The sequence below is a fragment of the Flagellimonas spongiicola genome (assembly GCF_023502425.1).
Taxonomy (GTDB): Bacteria; Bacteroidota; Bacteroidia; order Flavobacteriales; family Flavobacteriaceae; genus Flagellimonas; species Flagellimonas spongiicola.
On sequence record NZ_JAMFMA010000001.1, the window covers coordinates 992,217 to 1,011,265 of the forward strand.

Annotated in this window: 18 protein-coding genes; 1 reads left to right on the forward strand and 17 read right to left on the reverse strand. The window is 37.7% G+C overall.

The genetic code is table 11. The features are described from left to right. Nucleotides 1-121: 121 nt before the first annotated feature. The 14 genes from M3P19_RS04645 to M3P19_RS04710 all read right to left on the reverse strand — a co-directional run bounded on the left by M3P19_RS04645 (nucleotide 122) and on the right by M3P19_RS04710 (nucleotide 16,183). Nucleotides 122-964 (reverse strand): tetratricopeptide repeat protein, encoded by an 843-nt coding sequence (locus M3P19_RS04645; protein WP_249656461.1) that lies wholly within the window; start codon nucleotides 962-964, stop codon nucleotides 122-124. Between the two features lie 63 nt (nucleotides 965-1,027). Further along, nucleotides 1,028-1,675: a hypothetical protein gene (locus tag M3P19_RS04650; protein ID WP_249656462.1), complete on the reverse strand. Its 648-nt coding sequence runs from the start codon at nucleotides 1,673-1,675 to the stop codon at nucleotides 1,028-1,030. 86 nt (nucleotides 1,676-1,761) lie between these two features. Beyond that, a complete protein-coding gene (locus M3P19_RS04655) occupies nucleotides 1,762-2,559 on the reverse strand; it encodes a hypothetical protein (RefSeq protein ID WP_249656463.1) in 798 nt (265 codons plus the stop codon). 190 nt (nucleotides 2,560-2,749) lie between these two features. Then, the gene (locus M3P19_RS04660) at nucleotides 2,750-3,133 is read right to left on the reverse strand and encodes a hypothetical protein (RefSeq protein ID WP_249656464.1); all 384 of its coding nucleotides are present in this window, start codon (nucleotides 3,131-3,133) and stop codon (nucleotides 2,750-2,752) included. 109 nt (nucleotides 3,134-3,242) lie between these two features. Beyond that, nucleotides 3,243-4,349 (reverse strand): flavin monoamine oxidase family protein, encoded by a 1,107-nt coding sequence (locus M3P19_RS04665; protein WP_249656465.1) that lies wholly within the window; start codon nucleotides 4,347-4,349, stop codon nucleotides 3,243-3,245. 148 nt (nucleotides 4,350-4,497) lie between these two features. Then, a complete protein-coding gene (locus tag M3P19_RS04670) occupies nucleotides 4,498-5,523 on the reverse strand; it encodes a serine hydrolase domain-containing protein (protein WP_249656466.1) in 1,026 nt (341 codons plus the stop codon). A gap of 116 nt (nucleotides 5,524-5,639) precedes the next feature. After that, a complete protein-coding gene (locus M3P19_RS04675) occupies nucleotides 5,640-6,536 on the reverse strand; it encodes a GNAT family N-acetyltransferase (protein WP_249656467.1) in 897 nt (298 codons plus the stop codon). A 297-nt stretch (nucleotides 6,537-6,833) separates the two neighbouring features. Beyond that, the gene (locus tag M3P19_RS04680; protein ID WP_249656468.1) at nucleotides 6,834-8,840 is read right to left on the reverse strand and encodes a serine hydrolase; all 2,007 of its coding nucleotides are present in this window, start codon (nucleotides 8,838-8,840) and stop codon (nucleotides 6,834-6,836) included. Between the two features lie 186 nt (nucleotides 8,841-9,026). Beyond that, complete coding sequence (locus M3P19_RS04685; RefSeq protein ID WP_249656469.1) at nucleotides 9,027-10,709, reverse strand: tetratricopeptide repeat protein; 1,683 nt, start codon at nucleotides 10,707-10,709, stop codon at nucleotides 9,027-9,029. A gap of 69 nt (nucleotides 10,710-10,778) precedes the next feature. Further along, entirely contained in the window at nucleotides 10,779-11,987 is a 1,209-nt protein-coding gene (locus M3P19_RS04690) for an MFS transporter (protein ID WP_249656470.1), read from the reverse strand. After that, nucleotides 11,988-12,341 (reverse strand): hypothetical protein, encoded by a 354-nt coding sequence (locus tag M3P19_RS04695; RefSeq protein WP_249656471.1) that lies wholly within the window; start codon nucleotides 12,339-12,341, stop codon nucleotides 11,988-11,990. Between the two features lie 106 nt (nucleotides 12,342-12,447). Next, on the reverse strand, nucleotides 12,448-13,164 hold the full coding sequence (locus M3P19_RS04700) for a hypothetical protein (RefSeq protein ID WP_249656472.1): 717 nt from the start codon (nucleotides 13,162-13,164) through the stop codon (nucleotides 12,448-12,450). 151 nt (nucleotides 13,165-13,315) lie between these two features. Next, the gene (locus M3P19_RS04705) at nucleotides 13,316-14,254 is read right to left on the reverse strand and encodes a hypothetical protein (protein ID WP_249656473.1); all 939 of its coding nucleotides are present in this window, start codon (nucleotides 14,252-14,254) and stop codon (nucleotides 13,316-13,318) included. Between the two features lie 192 nt (nucleotides 14,255-14,446). Next, nucleotides 14,447-16,183, reverse strand: coding sequence for a DUF262 domain-containing protein (locus M3P19_RS04710; RefSeq protein WP_249656474.1), 1,737 nt, complete (start codon nucleotides 16,181-16,183; stop codon nucleotides 14,447-14,449). A gap of 323 nt (nucleotides 16,184-16,506) precedes the next feature. Here M3P19_RS04710 and M3P19_RS04715 point away from each other — a divergent pair, with 323 nt between their 5' ends. Then, nucleotides 16,507-16,812, forward strand: a complete 306-nt coding sequence (locus M3P19_RS04715; protein WP_249656475.1) for a hypothetical protein — start codon at nucleotides 16,507-16,509, stop codon at nucleotides 16,810-16,812. Nucleotides 16,813-16,891: 79 nt separating this feature from the next. Here the strand turns inward: M3P19_RS04715 and rsgA are convergent, their stop codons facing one another. The 3 genes from rsgA to M3P19_RS04730 form a co-directional block, all read right to left on the reverse strand. Next, entirely contained in the window at nucleotides 16,892-17,959 is a 1,068-nt protein-coding gene (gene rsgA, locus M3P19_RS04720; RefSeq protein ID WP_249656476.1) for a ribosome small subunit-dependent GTPase A, read from the reverse strand. A gap of 245 nt (nucleotides 17,960-18,204) precedes the next feature. Beyond that, nucleotides 18,205-18,603 (reverse strand): VOC family protein, encoded by a 399-nt coding sequence (locus M3P19_RS04725; RefSeq protein WP_249656477.1) that lies wholly within the window; start codon nucleotides 18,601-18,603, stop codon nucleotides 18,205-18,207. A gap of 12 nt (nucleotides 18,604-18,615) precedes the next feature. After that, nucleotides 18,616-19,038 (reverse strand): VOC family protein, encoded by a 423-nt coding sequence (locus tag M3P19_RS04730; protein WP_249656478.1) that lies wholly within the window; start codon nucleotides 19,036-19,038, stop codon nucleotides 18,616-18,618. Nucleotides 19,039-19,049 lie beyond the last annotated feature (11 nt).

Below are 19,049 nucleotides of genomic sequence, written 5' to 3' on the forward strand. Positions count from 1 at the left end.
CATGTCGAAAGCATGTTTAAACTCATACGGAATTGTCATTTCGTAGTTGGGAGCTTTAGTTTATGAGTATTAAAAAGCAATTTTTATACTGTCAATATGAGTGACAAAGAAAGATAACGACTTACTCACACAGCTGTTTTAATCCTTCATAATCCTCATCTGCTTTAAAGTGATCGTTGCTTAGAAGATTAAGTTTAAGGGCTTTATTAAAATCCTTACAGGCATTTTTGGTGTCACCTAGATCCATATATACCCTAGCTCGTGTATAATGCCCAATGTCATAGTTTTTTTTATGTTTTAAGGCTTGGTTGATCTTGACCAAGGCGTTTTTGGGTTGTTTCATTTCTTGATATAGACTTGCCCAATTATTGTAAAGGATATGCTTATTAGGCGCATTTGGAAATTCCCTGACGATTTGCTCATAATCTGCTGAGGCCTCATCATAGCGTTCTAATTTGGTTTTTACATTGATCAAATTGGCCAATGACTTAAAATCTTTCGGGGCCCATTCCAATTGCGATTCCAAATCCATTCTGGCATTTTCATAACGCTCCAAACGAATATTGGCATAAGCACGATCAAAGTAAATGTTGGAATATGAGGGTTCGTTAGCTATAACAGTTGAATAGTCCGTTATCGCTTTTTCAAATTCCTCAAGTTCCATATAAGTATTTGCGCGGGAATACACGATGCCCATGTTGTCTGGATACAAATCCAGGGATTTGGTATAATCCGCTATTGCCAGGTCATAATTTTTTCGCATACGATGAATGTTTCCTCTATTGGAATACGGTCCCGGGGCATTGGGATATTGTTGTATGGCCTTTTCAAAAACGGCGAAGGCTTTGTCTACTTTTCCTTTTTTGGCCAATGCAATGCCCTTTGAATTCATTTCATCTGAAGCTTGCGCAAAAAGTGTTTGGGCGCAAAAAAAGAGTAGGGTAAGTGCTAAGAGGTTTTTCATTCTTTTTTTGGTTTGGGTTTAATTATAGTTGCAATTATCATGCATTATTTAATTATTATTCCATCAGTCTTTGTCCAGGTAATCTTCATTCTTACTTAGTCGCAAATATTCATCAGCTGCTGTTTGCTTCTTTTTTTTTAATTGTTTTTCAGAGGATTTTTCCTGCTGTTCTGTTTCTCGATATTTGCGTAATTCATTACGACCCATTGCTTTCGTTTTCCTTTGCGATGGAGAGTCTGGAATTCTTACTAAGACATTTGTATCTGGATCGACATAGAATTCTTTAAAAACATGTGTTTTCCAATTATAGGGCTCTTTTGAATTCAACAACAAGAATTTTTGCTCCCTTTTGTCCCAATACCCATCTTTTCTTTTTTCAATTAAATCGGCAACAAACCATTTTAAGCAATCTTTATATTCACTTAAGTTGGTAGGTATTCGTTCTTCAACTTCCTTTTGCACATCATTCCAATTGTAGCCAGTTTTGCCTCTCAAAAACCGGATAAGCAAGCCATAATTTATTTTATTATTGAAAAATTTAAATGGTTGACCCATACCTTCAAAGGTTGGCAAGTCATCCCAATTTTTGTTCTTTTTGCTATTGCGGGTATCTGAATAATCACCATCGTTTACATTAATTCTCTTACTGCCTGACGTCTTAAGTCTAGAGATTAACCACTTTTTATTATGTCTTTTGCCTTTATTACTCATTTAAAGGTATGTTATCAATAATGTTTGATCATAATTCGTTTAATCGAAATTACCCTTCGATTAGCACAGGTACGAAGCTTTATCCATTAATTCAATTTGGCAAGCTGCTCGTCAATTTCTTTGTGAATGCGTTCCAACTGTGATGAGTAGCCATAGGTATCTTCTTCAATGGCCTTTTTAAACAGTTCAAAAGCTTCTAATCTTAGTTCGGAATATTTTAAGAGTATCGCATTCTGTTGCGCCAATTCATATGGGAGGTCTTCCCATTGGTTAGTGCTTTGTATTATGGCAATGTTCGCTTTCCATTTGGGTATGGCACTGTTTTCCAGCTCTTGGATAAGGGCGTAATTGGATACCGTTTCCAAATGGTCATAGAAAACCAAAGTATCATCTTCGTTTTTTTGAAATACTGTGATTTCTGCATCGTATTGGTCATAAACCGTATCGTCCATCACAAAAAACACATACCCGAATATACCGATGGATAAAACGATCAGCGAAACAAACCCGATTCCCGCCGCTCTCCAACCTGAAAAGAAAGTGTCGCCATTTTCTTTATGTGCTTTTAGAACATCACCTTGTTTCCATTCCACGATTCCCCAAATAATGAAGGTGTAGAAGAGGGGAATCAGCTGATTTGGAATTTTATCCATTAGGTGCTCCGGTATCATGAATATTATTGTAAATAGTGCGATGGTCACCACAATTCCAAGGATCAAGGCATTTCGTCCTTCCTCGGGCTTGTCCAAGGCCTTGTAGTTTTCACCAATCATATAACCCGCAGCAAGTGGCCCTCCTAAAAACGTAGCGCACCAAATGGATTTGGACGTGTACAGCTTTATGTTTTCCGTAGGATTTTCAGATTTGTTTTCTATTTCGGTCATTCTTTGAGTTGGTATTCCGTTGTAAAATTGAGTATTGATTTATTCACCTAAATTTAAGCTCTATATTCCAGTTGGCGGCATTAAATCGATGTAAGGACCATATGGCAGTTTTGAAATCTACTCTTTGGGATAGCAATAGCAGCCATTTTGCCAATGTCTATTCCAATTGGTGTTTTGCTATGTGATTAAACTAACTCAGATACTCCATGGCGACTAAGCTCAACACTATAAGTGCAATAATGACCCTAAAGTATTTTTGCTGTTTGGCTTTTCGGTCAAAGCCATCCTTCTTCAATTCCCAGGAAAATATGATCTCAAATAGCGTTGGAATTGGCCTAAAAATGAAATCGCAGATATGGTAACTTTCATCGGCCAGACGCTTCTTTTCAATGCGATCTCTCTTTTTAGAAAGGTATTGCGCTGTCTCAATCTTTTTGGGCGGAACATCCCTAAGTGCCAATTCATTGGTGGCAAGGCGTACCGCCAAAGGATTCCACTTGTCCGGAGCGCCTAGGATTTCCAGCAACTCATCTGTTGTTCGTGATTTGATTGGGGGCGTAAAATCATCTTTCATTAGCAGCGCTCCATTTGTTTTTGGTGTCTTATTACTTTAAAAATGGGAACCTCAGTTTACGCAAATTACATCCAAACCGTATAAATTCCATCTTTTGCAGGTTACACAGTTAATTATTCACGATAGCCGCAACTGCTTTTTTGGCAGATTGAGCTGCTGTATGAACTGAAACCCAATCCGTTCCATCTGTATAGGCACCACCTGCAAAGTACAGTTTGTCCGCCACAGATTCTCCAAGTGTGCGTACCTTTTTCCAATCGGCGTAATCTGTCATATACCCACCTTTGATAAAGGGCTCTTCATTCCAATTTTGAACAATATGGTCCATGTAATTCGGGCTGGCCTGGTTGTCATAGAGGTTGTCCAATTCTCTTAAAATATAGTCTTTTAAGGCGTCCCCAGATCGTGAAATAAACGCTTTGGCTGGTTTGCCTACCACAAACAAACCCAGAACATTTGTGTCCGTGTTTTGACCATATGCAGCATTGTAATAGATTTTCTGACCATCTTGCTTTGGGCTGATTCTAAATGCATATTCATCATCATAAAATTGGGTTGAAAATTTTATAAACGCCTTAAAGCCATCCCATACCACAGTTTCACCTATCGCTTTTACTTTTTCATTGGACAGGTTGGGAGTAAAGCGGATGTAATTTTCCTTTAGTATTTTCAAGGGTACAGCAATAATAATCTTGTCCGCCAAATAGTTACCCTTTTGGGTGCTGACCACAATTTGTTCATTAGCGTAATCAATACCGTTTACTATGGTATTGTACGAGATATTATTGGAAATGGAAGGAAGGATATATTCTTCAAAAAAATTGAACCACGAATAATTTACAAACTTTCTATCAGGAGCATCACGAATGGTTTTAACCGCTACGTTAACTGAGTCATCATTTACGATTTCCTGGAAAATGCTTGTTTTTGTCTCTAACCATTCCGCGCCCAAGGGTATAGGAAAATCAGTGAATTCCGTATTGATTTTTGTCCTGCCCCCGTAATTTGATGTTGCTTCCAGGATTTCAAAATCCATACCCAATTGATGCAGTAGATAGCCAGATGAAAGTCCTCCTGCCCCCGCGCCAATGATCAATGTCTTACCGTTAAATACAGGCTTTGTTTTATCTGTTGGTGAAAAAGCATTCAAAGGAAATTGGAGTGGAAGTCCCACACCAAGAATACCGCACATCTTAACAAACGCTTCTCTTGTCATTCGTTTTTAATTTTTAAAAGGATAGAAGACATCGGAATTTGTTACAGTCTATTTTAAAATGTGCTGAAAACGTTTAAATACACTTTTTACCCACTGACGCCCCTTACCACATATTTTAACCAGCTGATTGGTTTATATCTTGTTGTAGCTAGTTTTCATCTCTGATGATTTTTACAATTCGGTTAATTGTTATTTCCGATAAGTTCCATTCATAACCATTAAAGTCTGTGGTATTGATGAATTGAACCACTACCGCGTCTATATCTTTGTGGTATTCTGCTAGGCTTTGATAACCAATCACCAAGCCGCCATGATCATATTCGTAGGGATAGATTTGCTTTTCGCCCTCACCGAACACCGAACCATCATTTAAGGCGCGCAAAAATAGACCCACATCTTCTGCGGTGGCCAACATGCCATATTCACGAGCTTTAAAATCCTCTTCGTATCCCACATAATAGCCACACATTACAGCATCCAAGTTGACTTCGGTAATCGAAAAAAAGGTGTTTTTCAGTTCTAGTGGAATCAATATTTTTTCTTTGATATACACATTATGGCTATGCCCTAAAACAGCATCCATAATCTTACGAAGCAATAAATAATTCGTGTTTGAATATTCGTAGTCTCCATCTGGTTTAAATCGAGCTGGTAGGTCGAGCGCAAAATCCAAAGCATTCTTGCCATTTTCCTCTTCGTTTTGCCAATACTCCGGATTATCGGTAAAATTTGGAATCCCAGAACGATGCTGAATCATCATCCTCAGGCTTATTGCTTCAGCATTTTCTATCCTACCTTTAAGTTCAGGAAGGTAATCCGCGAGTGTTTTGTCAAAAGATAAAAGCCCTTCTTTGACCATCTTGGTTGCGGCTACAGCAGTATACAACTTGCTAATGCTGGCGATCTTGAACAACGATTTTGGGTCGGCCGGTATTTTCTTTGCTCTATCTTTCCAGCCACCGGTATAAAATGCTGGTGGTTTCCCTGCCACATCCACATATACGATCATGCCATCAAACCCATGACCAATGGCTTCGTCTACTTGTTCTTGAACGGTATCGGGTAGTGGTAAGATCCAAGCTTTCACCAAAATCCATGGTACAAAGAACAAGGAGATTGCGGTTCCGCCTAACAAAAGGATTCTAAAAATCAAGATCTTTTTTTTATTGCTCATAAAATTCTAGTATGATACTAATTAGTTATCCACAATGGTCTCTGTTGCCAGTAGTTGCCTGGATTAGCTGTTAGCGTTACGTACAGGTATTGCCTATAATTTATAAAATTAAAATTTTAAGCATGAGATAAAACTGGAAACATCCAATGTTTCTTGGTGAAAAAATCAAACGTATCCTTTAGCATAAAAAGCGTATCTGGACCTTTTAACAAATGTTGCTCAAAGCCCGAAACGTCCAAAGGTGTAAACCCCAAAACCACCCGCTTAATCCTTTTGTCAGCTATGCTATGGATCACACTATTGACCTCTATCGGATTCTTTGCGAATAGATCATCCAAATACATGGTATCTCCTTCAAAATCTGCGATTACAATTGCATCAAGTTCTTTGATATAGTAAATGCTGTTTTTCTTAAAAGAATTGCAGTAAAACAGGAGTAACGAAGTATTGTTGCGCATGGAAATCTTTGCCAGTGGTGCTGAATCTTGGATTCGCTCCGTTAAAAAATCGGCATCAGACGGGTTGTCCATGTTGAGTTTTTTCCAGGAAGAAGAACCCTTGTGCGCGTCTGTTATTTTTGTGTGTTGGTATTCCGCTACGACCTCAAAGTTGAACTTCGGATAGAAATCAAGCACAGTATCGTTAGCGAAGAGGTAGACAAAATCGGCCTGATCTTTACAATCGTGCATTACCTGTTCCATTAAGTACCTGTTAAGTCCTCTATTACGGTATGCTTCAGCTGTCATTACCGTACCGATTTGAATTCCTGTCTTTCTCTCGCCATTAATCTCAAATTCAATCCTATTAATCGAAACATTAGACACAACCTCGTTGTCATGGAGTAGCGCATAGGGCACATAATAGTCGCCCCAAAGGCCACTTTGGTACCAATTTTCTAAACTGAAGCCATAAACGGATGCTGTTAATCTATTAAAGCTTTCCCTTGTCTTTTGGTCATGCTTAAAGTTTTTGGCAAAAGCATAAGTAATACTATTTAGTTCTATAAGCTTCATCAATTTTTAATCTTTTTTCCTAAACTTTCTTTTACCGATGCGTTAGGTAGCGCGATAGATTCCGTTTTAATAAAACCTATTGTGCTATAGCTAAGTTCATTGGAATTGCCGTGATATTCAAGTTTGCTACTAAGGTAATTTAAAGGTCTTGTAGCTACTACTCCAAAATAAACATCACACCAAGTTCAAACCGTATATCTTCAAAAACATGCAGTATTAGGCAGTTTTGCAAAAGGTTTTAGTGTCGGTCTGGATTATGACCGTTTTAATGGCTTAGTATGTAGCTGTGCGTAGTTTTTAGTTTACTTTTTCAAAATATAAGTTTCGCACTCGACCATTGGAGACTTTACAACCTTTAATTGTATTGTTTTCATCCCTGATAAACTCGACCTGCCCAAAAAACCAAGCTTCACCATTAAAAATATCTTTTTTTACTGGATTCAAATTGAAATCACTTAATCTACTATGTTTGGCAATAAGCTTATCGCCGACAACGGTGAAGTTGTATGTGGTAGCTAATTCTTCACTATAAAAATCACCTGAAAAATCCGAAAGAACGACAGCAGTCTTATCAAATTCTTTTATCCGCGGTGCATCCATTATTTGACCGCCTTGATGAAGTTTTATAAGCTGTATATTCTGACCTTCATTTGGAATAAACTCAATTTTAGCATCAACACCGTCGACATTGAATTCAGTAGCAGATATGGGTTTCAATGATACCATGGGTTGTCCGGTTGCCTCGGCAGAAAGCTGGGATTCATTCTCACTAATCGTAATAACGAACCCCGGCTGAAGTTCAAAGGCACCAACATATGTTGCCAATACATTCTTATCGATAGTAATGTCATCCGAATTGGTTTCTTCGCTTACCTCATTACTGCTGTCATCCGTTTTAATTTTGTCTTTTAGATAAATATCAACAACCTTATGTGCCATTCTACCCGAATTGAATTCAGCTGAATTGCTAAATACAATAACTGCAAGGTTTTCCTCAGGAAAACGCGTTAAATAGGAACGATAACCAGCGTCTGCTCCTCCATGTTGGATTTCGTTCAATCCTTTGTATTCGCCAACGAATTGACCAAGGGCTCCTCCAAAAGTTTTTCCATTGTTTAGTACCGCAGGAGTGTTCATGGTATTGATCATAGCCGAATCTCCTACAGTTAGGTCAGAAAAATTCATTGCCCACAGGCTTAAATCTTCAACCGTGGTAAATAAACTCGTAGCACCAACATTTGCATAGTTTAACACACTTTTTTTATAGCCATTAGAACCTGAGCTATAGGAGTAAGCTCGATCTTTTACTATTTTCTCATGATCATCATAAAAAAGGGTGTTGTCCATTTTTAATGGGTCAAAAATGTTGGCCTTGGTAAATTCGGCAAAGGACATTTCGGAAATTCTAGAAACCACTTCAGCCAAAAGTGTAAATCCAGTATTGCAATAGGCATATTCATCTCCAGGATTAAAGTTTAATTCTTTTTGCTTAGCCACAAGCTTTAAAATATGTTCTTTGGTGATGACATCATCCATTCGCCAACCAGCCATAGACAATAAATTCCATTGATCTCTCAGTCCACTTGTGTGAGAAGCTAAATGCCTTAGTGTAATTGTCTTGCCAAAGTCCGGTACTTCGGGTATATATTTTCTTATATCATCATCTAAACTTAACTTACCCTGTTTTTCCAACAACAAAATTGAGAAAACGGTAAACTGTTTTGATACCGAGGCAATATGAAATATTGAAGTAGGTGTTATTGGGATGTTGTATTCCAAATTAGAAATACCATAGCCTTTTTTATATAGTATTTCCCCATCTTTAACGATTGCAACTGCTGCTCCCGGAGCATTATTAGTATCCCATACCGTAAAAAGTTCGTCAACTTCTTCGTTTTGTGTGACTGCCTTTGGTTTTATACTTTGCACAAACAATTCGTATTCACCTGAATGATCTTTATCGTCAATGGATTCCACTTCAATCAGGTACTCACCTTTTTTATCTGAAGCTATTGTGAATAATTCATATCCATTTCTATGATTAGGACTATCAAACTCTTCCAATTTTTCATTTAACGTGTTATACGTTGTGACCTTTAAATCAATACCATCTTGCATTAACTTAAAAAATGCAAATTGGTCATTCTCTAAGTTAACGGTGTAGTGATGCTTTTCACCAGTGTTGAAATTAGACGAAATTGGTTTGTCTTGAGGAAGTACTCCTTTTTGAATTTGGGCTTGAATAAGGCTTATTGGAGCAAGTAATAGTAGAAGAAATGATAATTTAAGCATTGATTGACTCATAGTATGGTTTTTTAATTGTACACAACGTCCGGTAACGAAGTTCAACGACACTTCTGTCATTTTCAAGTATTGTTCTTCGGTAAATTTTGGGTCTTGCCACTATACCTCCAAATTATACTTCAACTAACCTTAGACCACATGAATATCTATATGATTAGAATGACATGATTTTTACTCCCTCGCAAATTAGATGGTATGTTGTTTAAGGAATTCTTTGGCTTCTAATATTTCTTTTCTATCAGAATTAATGTCCTTGGTTTGATTTAGCAATATTTCAAAATAATATTTGGCCTTTTTTATATCACCAAGTTGTTTAGCAGAAGCAGCAGCGCCATAAAGACCATTGAACCTATTTGGACGTTTTTCCAAATTGAGTTCATACACTTCCATGGCTTCACTCGGTTTGTTCAAGGCTAATAACATATCTCCAAGAAGTTCATCTGCCGGTAAAATTTCACCAGGTGTTACAGGATGTTTGGATGTTTTACTTTCCATATCGGCTGCAGAGGTCATCAATAATAAGGCTTCTTCATTATTGCCTTCTTTTAGCTGAATCCATGCTTCAATAGTTTTTATTTGAATAGCTACTTGGTTTGCTTTATAGGAATCATTGAGAGTCATCAACTCCTTTTCGAAAGAACGAAGTAAATTAAGTTCTTCTTGAGCAGTTTCTAATTCATTTATATGAATGTTTCCTAATGCTCTCGAAAAATGTAGCAATGCCTTTTGCCAAGGAAATTCTTGCCATTCTAATTCAGGTATCTCAGGTAATTCTATTTTAGCAGCTTCCTTCCAATTTTTATTCTCAACAGCGATTCGAGAAGGAATTGCAGCTGCGGTGTATGCAATTTTAAAATTTGGTGGAAATATTTTTTCAAATGACTTAAGATAATTGAATTGCGCAATGGCCGACGAATTATCGCTTGTTTGCAAATAGGCATAAACCAAATATCCCATAGCGTGTACCTCTTCATCCCAATGGGCACCAGGAGCAATACTTTCTGCATAGCAAATTGCAGATTCAGCAGAATTGAGATTTGTGTTTATGGATTCTTTCCAAAGCCCCAACCTTGTAAATATATGTGATGGCATATGTTGCGCATGTGCAGAATTTGGAGCAATATCGGCATAACGTCTAGCCGTATTCAAACCCAATTCTGCCAATTCAGGGTAATCATAAGAATGGATAATGTAATGGGCAATTCCAGGATGATTTGGTTCTTTGACGAACAACTGTTCTAAAATTTTTCCTGCATCACGTTGTATGGCGTATGTTTTATCAGAAGGTAGTGCAGAAGCACGTAGTGCCAAAGCATAAAAAATAGCAACTTCTGAATCATCAGGATAGGCCTCATACATTAATTTCATTTTTTGGGCATAGCGCTGCTTCCTTGTTTGATTATCTATGGTTTCCCAATCTTTGTAGAAAGCCCCAATAGCGTCTAAATACTGTTGGGCTTTTTTTGATTTTGGCAGTTCTTTGGCAACTGAAAGAAGTTTTATTCCTTTTTCTAAGACAGACTGCTCTGGAGGGGCCCATAAACCATGATAAATACTCATGGCAACTCCCCAATACGCCATAGCACATGTAGGGTCTTTATCAATTACTTCGACGAATGCTTTTTCCGATTCTATGTACTCAAAGGAATGCAGTAATGAAATTGCCAGATTGAAGGTTCCCCTAGTTTCATAGCTACAAGATTCGGAAAAACTAACTTCTCCAAACTCGCCATTGCCACACAATAATAATTCACCTCTTTTAAGGTCTAAACTTGCTAAATTTGGCGCCGATTGTTTCTTCTTACAAGAAGAGATGAGCAACAAGGAAATAAGCAAAAGGGGAGCGGATAGTCGTATAACTTTCTTCATTCTAGTAAGATACAAAGTTTAGATTGGTTTATAGAAAATTAAATTCAACGTATTAAACCATGCTTCGTTTCAGCCAATATTGGGGGTTCTTTTTTTGTCAATAATGATAAACCCGACAAGTCCTATACTCACAAGTACCATTGCTATTGTTCCTAATTTGATTCCTAAAGTCGGATTGTCATAAAGTCTCTCATTGAACAAGCCAAAAAACAGTGCAAATAATTTTGGTGGAACAAAAGCCAGACTAATTAATATGGCAAGGTATTTTGGGTTAGAATACTTCGTCAGTATTGAATGAATTATTGGGGCAATATGTATCTCGGAAATTGCTAAGAACAGTAGTGCAAGAAAAAAGTAAATTGTATGGTTTGCTGCAGGTACTTCTGGGATAAATAAAATAATTCCAAAAGCGATTGCACCAGAAATAAAGCCTACTAGCAATTTGAAAAACTGAGAGCTATAAAAATACGTCCATATTATGATAGCGATCAAACATATTGGAACAACGAAAATAGAACTCATGGATTGCCACGCACTTTTGGAGATCTCCAATAATGAAATCTCACTAAATTTAAGTTGTAAATCAACTATTCGGAAGCTTGAAATTTCGTAGATACCCCAAAAAAGCCCAACTATTAATAATGCGATTACTATGTTTAATATTCGCCGTTCAAATGGTACATTGTCTCTTTGATGAAATTCATTCTCTTTAGTTTTTAATATCGGAATTAGCGAAAGTAATGTCAGCAAACCACTAATGATAAAGCCAATAGTATAACCAAATTTTTCGCCTGAATAGCCGATTAGCAAAATTCCAATAAAGGATCCTATATTAATTACGAGAAAAAAAAGTGTAAAACCTGCATCTAGTAATTGGGTGCTTTTTAAATAAGATTTGCCATAATTAGCTATGATATTAGGGGTGAAAAGACCAGTTCCAAGGACAATAAGAAATAACCCAATATAAAGACCGTAGCTAGAGGGTAAGCATAGTATAAATGCGCCAGCAGATTGTACTAATCCACCAATTATAATCGACTTCTTGTTTCCAATTAAAAGGTCTCCTAGAGTAGCACCTAATACCTGTGAGAAAATAATTGAACCTGAAAACCAACCATATACTAGAATTGCTTGTGTGTCATCCATTTTCAAAACCCCCGCTATCATATATAAGACCAATAGAGCGCGAAGACCATAGAAAGATGCACTTTCTAACATTCTGGACAAACTAAAATATAAAGTCTCTTTTGGAAGTTTCTGGTTTTTAATTATTCCCATTTAGTCTATTTGGCGGTTATGGTTTTCCTTTTTTTCTGAAGTTTTACTTCTATTACTTGGTTTGATTAAATCGTAAGCTGTTTCTTTTATCCCTTTATAATCCTGTTTTGATTTTCGTTGTTGGATTATTCCCTGGTTCTTTAAGTTAATTAGAATGTTTTTTATTTTTTTGATTTTAGGTTTGTTGCCTAAAACTTCAGTTTGATTAGCAATTGGAAATCCTGTGACTCCTAAAACGCTCAGCGGAGTTATCACAAGTTCTTTGTTATCAGTTACAGACTTGATAATTTTCAAAATCAGCACTTCATTAATTTCCTCAAGTGGAATGTTGTAAAGTTTAGGGAGGTTTTTCATTTTCAGCTTTTGTATAGAATCAAGCTATGCTTCTTTATATTTTATCTGCCCTCAAACTCCCAAAAAAAACATATTTGATAACTTACAGGGTGGTTGCTTTTAGCAATTACTGGCCTACATCATCTTTCGTGTCAGAATAATTCTTTTTTATGTTCTCCAGCAATTCATCGTACTTCTTTCCCTTTTTAACATGGTTTTTCACTCTTTTGATGTTGTCCAGCTCCTTAATTTCCAAATCAATGTCCATGCGTAAGGCAAAAACGAAAGAAAACAGTCCCATACCTAGAAAGGTCAGTGCTTTTTGGTTGAAAATATTTAGAAATGAAGTAGCAGCATAGTTTAAAGAGAAAAAGAAAAGGATAAAAAATGTTAAAGATGACATTGCGAAAAAATGAATAGAAGATGCCTTAAGTCTTATGTTGTTGGTGTAATAAGATTTTGCTAAACCTTTGGACAAGGAATAGTAAAAATTCATACACTCTTCTTTTCTTAATTGCTCTTCTCTTTCAAAAAAGTTCCGATAATTGTCAACTTTAGTATTCTTAAAAAGGCTTCTCCATATTTTAATTATAATGTCTAGAACGAACATGAAGAACTTGTCGTAATAGGTTGGTCTGTAAATCCAATAAAAAACAATTCCTACGGCGATAAAGAAAAAGAGTCCCTTACTTATATCAACTTCTAGTGCAATCTTCCCCGTATTATAATATTCAATGCTCTTCATAAGCATTACTGCAGCTAACAAATACCTTATGATGTTAGCATAAGTTATCTTTTCAAAGATTACTTCAACAGCATTTTTTTTACTTTCGTTTATGTCCATAATTAGATTGTTTTTTAATTAATGCTACCAAACAGTCTTGGTTATCTGTAGGGGGGTGGCAAACGGGCTGTTTGCTAGTAGTCTTGTTATAGGCTCTATGATTGGAGCGTATTCCATAGGTATGCACTATACACTTTGTAAGCGACCATAATTATTTAATTTTTGTAATTGCTTCATTCAACTCTGTTAAGTCCCAAGCTCGTTGGCCATAATTGCCATACATTTGTATTAAGTCGCACAAATGACTAATTCCGCCACCATATTGTTTCATTACTCCTGTACTTGTTCTTTCATTAATATGTTCGGTAAAATTCGCACGCCATATCAAATTGAATGACTCCACCTTTGTCTTAAAATCCTCCGTCCTTTCAAGTTTTAGCTCTCCTTTGTTTCTTTGACGTGGTTGAAGAGCTAACCAAGGAATGTCTACAACATTGTCATGGGACAAATATTTGTTTTCAACATCATTTTTCCACATTTTGTATAGAGAGTTTGTTTTAATTTTACTTGAGCCACTACTAACTTTTTTAAATTCTTCTATATAATTGGGGTCGACTGAAATTAATCCACCGGTAGTATTTTTCTCTAAATAGTATGCTCTAACAATTCCTTCACCTGCTAGAAACTCATTCGGTGAGATTCCGGAATATTTCTCAATAGATTCAATTTCCTTAGCACTTTTAATTTCGAGAACACTCCCTTTTGTAATAGCAATTTTTGGAACTATCATATGAAAAAACAATGGATGAGGGACTTTTTCAATCTGGACATGGTTATGAATAAGACATTCATTTTGAATGTTGGTAGCAACAATTAATGCTGATTTTACATTTTTAGTAACGATAAAGCAGGCGTCGGTAAACTGATATTTGACAATGTCATCAATACCTTCGAGCGCATCTGAAATAGCTCTATGAAATCTAACAAGATTATTTACCGTAATGCCCGAACTTAAAATACACCGGTTCGCGAAGGCTATTAAATCAGCGAAAATCACATAATGATCATCCCAATGGTCTGACCATTCACTGGCGTTAACTATACTTAATCCTTCACTTTTTACAGATTCTGCAGCTTCTTTGAAATTCATTGTTGTTAATTGTTCCTAACACTTTAAGCTATACCTCATTTCATTATATCTACCGCCCAAAAATCCCAAGCCAAATATTTTCAATAGCAGGTGGGTGGGGAGTTGTTTATCATTGCAAGTGATTTCGTTATTGGATCGTGTATAGTTCGCACCGAGAAGAGTATACATTTATCACCTTGTTACAAGGCGTTTTTATTCTTTCCATCTCTTTGTTATCCATGTAGATATTATTTCTGCACGTTCTTTAATCGTTTGTTCGTTCCACTCTTCCCATTTCTCTGCCAAGTCTCTTGGTGTAATGAACATTGATTCCTTTTTAAATCTGGTTCTCTTTTTCGAATAGATGTCTCTTTGAACATTCTTGTTGAGTTCGCCAGAAAGCGGTATTAAATTGGACAAAGTATCTTTTAATTCGGAGTGCTTTTCTTTACTGATAATTTTAGACCATTTATCTCCTTCTATCCAGGAGTTCGGCATTATATGTTCCATTGTAAATTCATCTGAGGGAGTATCTCCTTCGATTGATTTGTCATACTCTCTTAACAGATATGGTGTAATACGAGCTTTATAAAGGGCCCTAGTTTTAACTGCATTTATTACCTCCCTATTATTTGGGTATTGAATAGTAGAACGATTCAGTATTTCTGACTTTAAATTATCTACTGATGGATTAGATTCAATTTCATTCCAAACTCCTTTGAATATTGCATGTAAGCCAGTTGGTTCGTATCCAAGGATTGCTCTTCTAACTAAAAACGATTCCAAAAATTCAAGAAGTTTAATTCCTTTTTTCAAGCTAAGATTACTTGCCTGAATCTCATATGTTATTTTCATAACGAAAGGATAGGTTGCCGAGGGGACTCTAATTGCATGTAGGTTCTTTATTTGTTGGTTTAGTTTAATTGATTCGTATGACGGATTACCTAAAACTATATCCAAATAAGTCTTTTGATATGGTTTCATTTGGCCAATAATTTCACCTGGGGTCAAGTCTTTCCATATTACCCTTAATTCAGAAAAAAGCTCTGATTTTTTTACTGTTGAGTTGTAGATAAGAGTGTAAGGGAAAAAGAATCCGTCTTCCCTTTCTTCAAACTGCGCTTCAAACGGTCTCCATTCCGTTTCGTAGGTATTTAGTGATTCTTCAGGGTTTTGACTGATTCTTGAAAATATTTCATTTCTAACTAAGTCTACTATTCCAACCTTAACACCTCTAAAATTTAATCTTTCAAAAATTTTGGTAGCAACAACCGCATCAGTCAATTTCAGATGTACAAATGTTAAGTCACGAGTAATTATGCTCAATGTTTCTTGGAGATAATCAATAACAGCTTGAGGCTCCGAAGGGGACGTCCTTTTCAACCATGCTATTATTCGTGAATATTGTTTAGTGAGATTACCAGAGCTATTACCAGAAGGCAGTGGAGGTATTGGGGGATTTTCTTTTAATGTGTCTTTTAAGTGTTCAGGTGTGTTTATTCTATCCCAAATAGCTCTAAACTGACTTCTATCTTTAAATGAAGGTACTAGCCTCGTGTTTACATTCAAACCTCTTCGTTGCGGAAGTAAAAGGAATTCTTGAATTATTTCGGAGGCAGCTTCCTTATCGTAAAAATGAATTCGCTCTGCAATGGCCAGCATGAAAATGTATAATGTTAGCAATCTTTGTTGTCCATCAACTATGTCTAAAGACCGCAGTCTACCGGTGATTTTAGAATCTCTTGGCCTTTCGTAAGCCACAACCGCTCCTAAAAACTGAGAGTTTTCAATAGAATCTTTAATTAACTGAAGATCATGTATTAAGAAATCAAATTCTTTCTGTTTCCAAACGTAAGGGCGCTGAAATATCGGAATATGTATTTGGTCAGCATCTCGGAATAAATCCTCTATGCATTGTTCGTCTTGACTATCTGTGATCCAATTATTCATTTTAGTTTTTTATGACTAGTAACGTATTCAGATATAAATCACATTAACGCACCATATCCTAGCTTACTAATTTCAAAGAAAATTCCTGCACATCAAAGTCGATTTATCAGTAGTTATCAACGTACCTAATTCTCCCTGTTAATTCAGAAACTGTATCTTTAAAGCGCGAAACGTATTATTCTAGATGCCTACAACCTCTGTATGTCTTAAAAAGTAGATATAGGATAGGCAAATGGGTGCAAGTCCCTAGACCATTCAAGGCATCGCTTTGATACGTTTCGCGGTGACCTATCCTCATTTTTAATCTTTTTAACCATACTCTTATGCGAAACGAAAATGGTCAGCGATGCCCGCAATGCAATGCGGTACTTCCTGCAACGGGTGCGCCAAACGTACCTCCAATCCCACAGCTTACCCCAGCACAAATCCAACTCCTAGATTTTGTCAATGCCCTAGATGCCCCAGATATGGTACGGGCCTTAAAACTAATCCATGACCTGGCACTCTACCACTCAGACGGTCCCTTGGATGATCCTGAGAAAGTGGCCCTCTATTGGATGAAAGGCCTTTGGGAGTGTTTGGAGCAAATGAATCCATCAGATGTCAATGATAAGAACCAAGACGGGTAGAATCAAGACAAAAGACTTTTAGAGCAAAGACAGCTGGCGCAAAGCGCCAGCGCTGTGCTTTATAAAACCGGACTTGGTGCTAGTATTTGTTGTTCTTCCGCACTTTTTTGACCTGTTTGATCATTTTGCCAAAATCCTTGTCCTGTTTGCGTCGTTCGGCAACGGAGGCTTCAAAGTGCATGCGTTCACGGTTCATTTTCTGGTAATTATCGTAAGATGCCTTAGCAATGAGTCCTGAGGCTACACCTTCCAATACCGCGCAATCCTTTTCCACGGTATGGGTGCAATCCGCAAACCGGCAGTCAAGCGCTAGTTTATGGATGGTATCAAAAGTGCGTTCCACACCATCCGTGGCATTTGCAATTCCCACTTCCCGCATTCCTGGGTTGTCCACAAGAATGCCGCCCTTGTTCAAAAGGATCAATTGGCGGTATGTGGTGGTATGTTGCCCTCGGTTAGACTGTCTGCCCAAATCCTTGGTTGGCATTAACGCCTCTTGCGATAAGCAGTTCACCAAACTAGACTTGCCAACACCTGAAGAACCCAATAGGGCATAGGTTTTCTCTTTCTGAATCATGGATTCCACCTCGGCAATACCTAGTTGCTGCGTAATGCTTATGGGGAATACGGGCACTTCCGGAACCCTGCTTTTTAAATCGTCCAATAGAACGTCAAGCTCCTCGCCACTGATCATATCTATTTTATTGAGCAGTAGGATGGGCGTAATGCTGGAAGTATGGCAAAGCGTAAGGTACCGTTCAATGCGGTTCACATTAAAATCCCGATCTACCGCTTGAATGATCAAGGCATAATCAATATTGGCCCCAATAAGTTGAATATTGCTATCGGTTCCAATGGCTTTTCGGCTTAGCAAAGCGTATCGCGGAAGCAATTTATGGATGATGGCATGGTCGCCCTCATAAACCTGCAAGGCAACCCAGTCTCCCACGGTGGGGAAATCCAGTTTGCTAGTGGCGGTATACCTAAGATTACCTGTTATTTCGGCAGTCAATTCGCCACCTTCTGTGATCACGGAATAGCGGTCTTTATGCGCGGCAATGATCCTTCCCAACTCAAGACCATTTAGGTTGGTGGTGTCAACTGATTTTTCAATTAGGGTTGAATACCCATAGTGTACTAGTGTCATTATTTAAATAGTATGGGAATGCAGGCCAAAGCCAGAGAACTTAGCCCATGGGCCGCATTCCAATGTTTGTAAAATGTGTATAGAAATTCTGGCTTCAGAAGAAACTCCGAAGCATAGGAGGGCGATAGTCAATCAAGAAGCTGACTATCTATTTTACAATATCCAAATATGATACTAAAGTTGTCGTTGACATAAAATGTTATGGACTTCAAAATTAGGAATTAAATTTTATTTAAACCCAAATCCTAAAACGGACTTGGCGCTTGCGCAATGACCAAACGGTAGCCGTCCAAATCCTCAAAGGTGGTGCCGTGGGTATCCCAATACGGATTAAAGGCAGTTACTTGTTTAAACTGCGAGCGTTTTAGCCGTTGCATGGCATTTTGGTAGTCCTTCTCATCCGGCAGATAGAAAATCAGCAGGTGTTCTGGGCTAGGGGCACGACCTGCTTTTTCCTTGGGATGGGTGGTAAACTCCAAATGGTAATGGTGTTTGGGGTGCCCCACCATTCGTCCGCTAAATCCTTCGTGGTCGTCAAAGGCCCCGATCACTTCAAAACCAAGGCCCTCCATGTACATCTTGGTAATTTCGGCAAGCTTGTCGGTGGGCCTTCCTATACGTATGTTGGCATGTCTTGGTATCATCTGCAGCGGGGATTAAGCGGTGTATTTATTACGTTCCTCGGGCTTGTCGCTCAGGTATTGCACAAACTCAAATTGGTTGCCATCAGCATCGGCAAAGTAATCCCGAATCCGAAATTCCTCTACCTGCTTGGGATAGTCCCGTTTATAGCCTTTGGCCATTAGGTTATTTGCTATTTCCGCAACATCGGTCACCACAAAACCAATATGGTTGATGCCTATTTTATCGTAGTTCTTCGCTGCGCGCTTGTCCGTTTCGTTTGCTTGATTGATGGCAATATAGGTATGATCGTCGCCCAGATGCACCCATTCCCGCATGCCGTTTCCGCTGCCGCGAACCTTAAAATGGGGAAAGGCCACTTGAAAGAAATCGATGGTGTCTTGAATGTTGTTTACCGTGATATTGGCATGTTCCAAATAGATCTGTTGCTTTTTCATATGTCTTGATT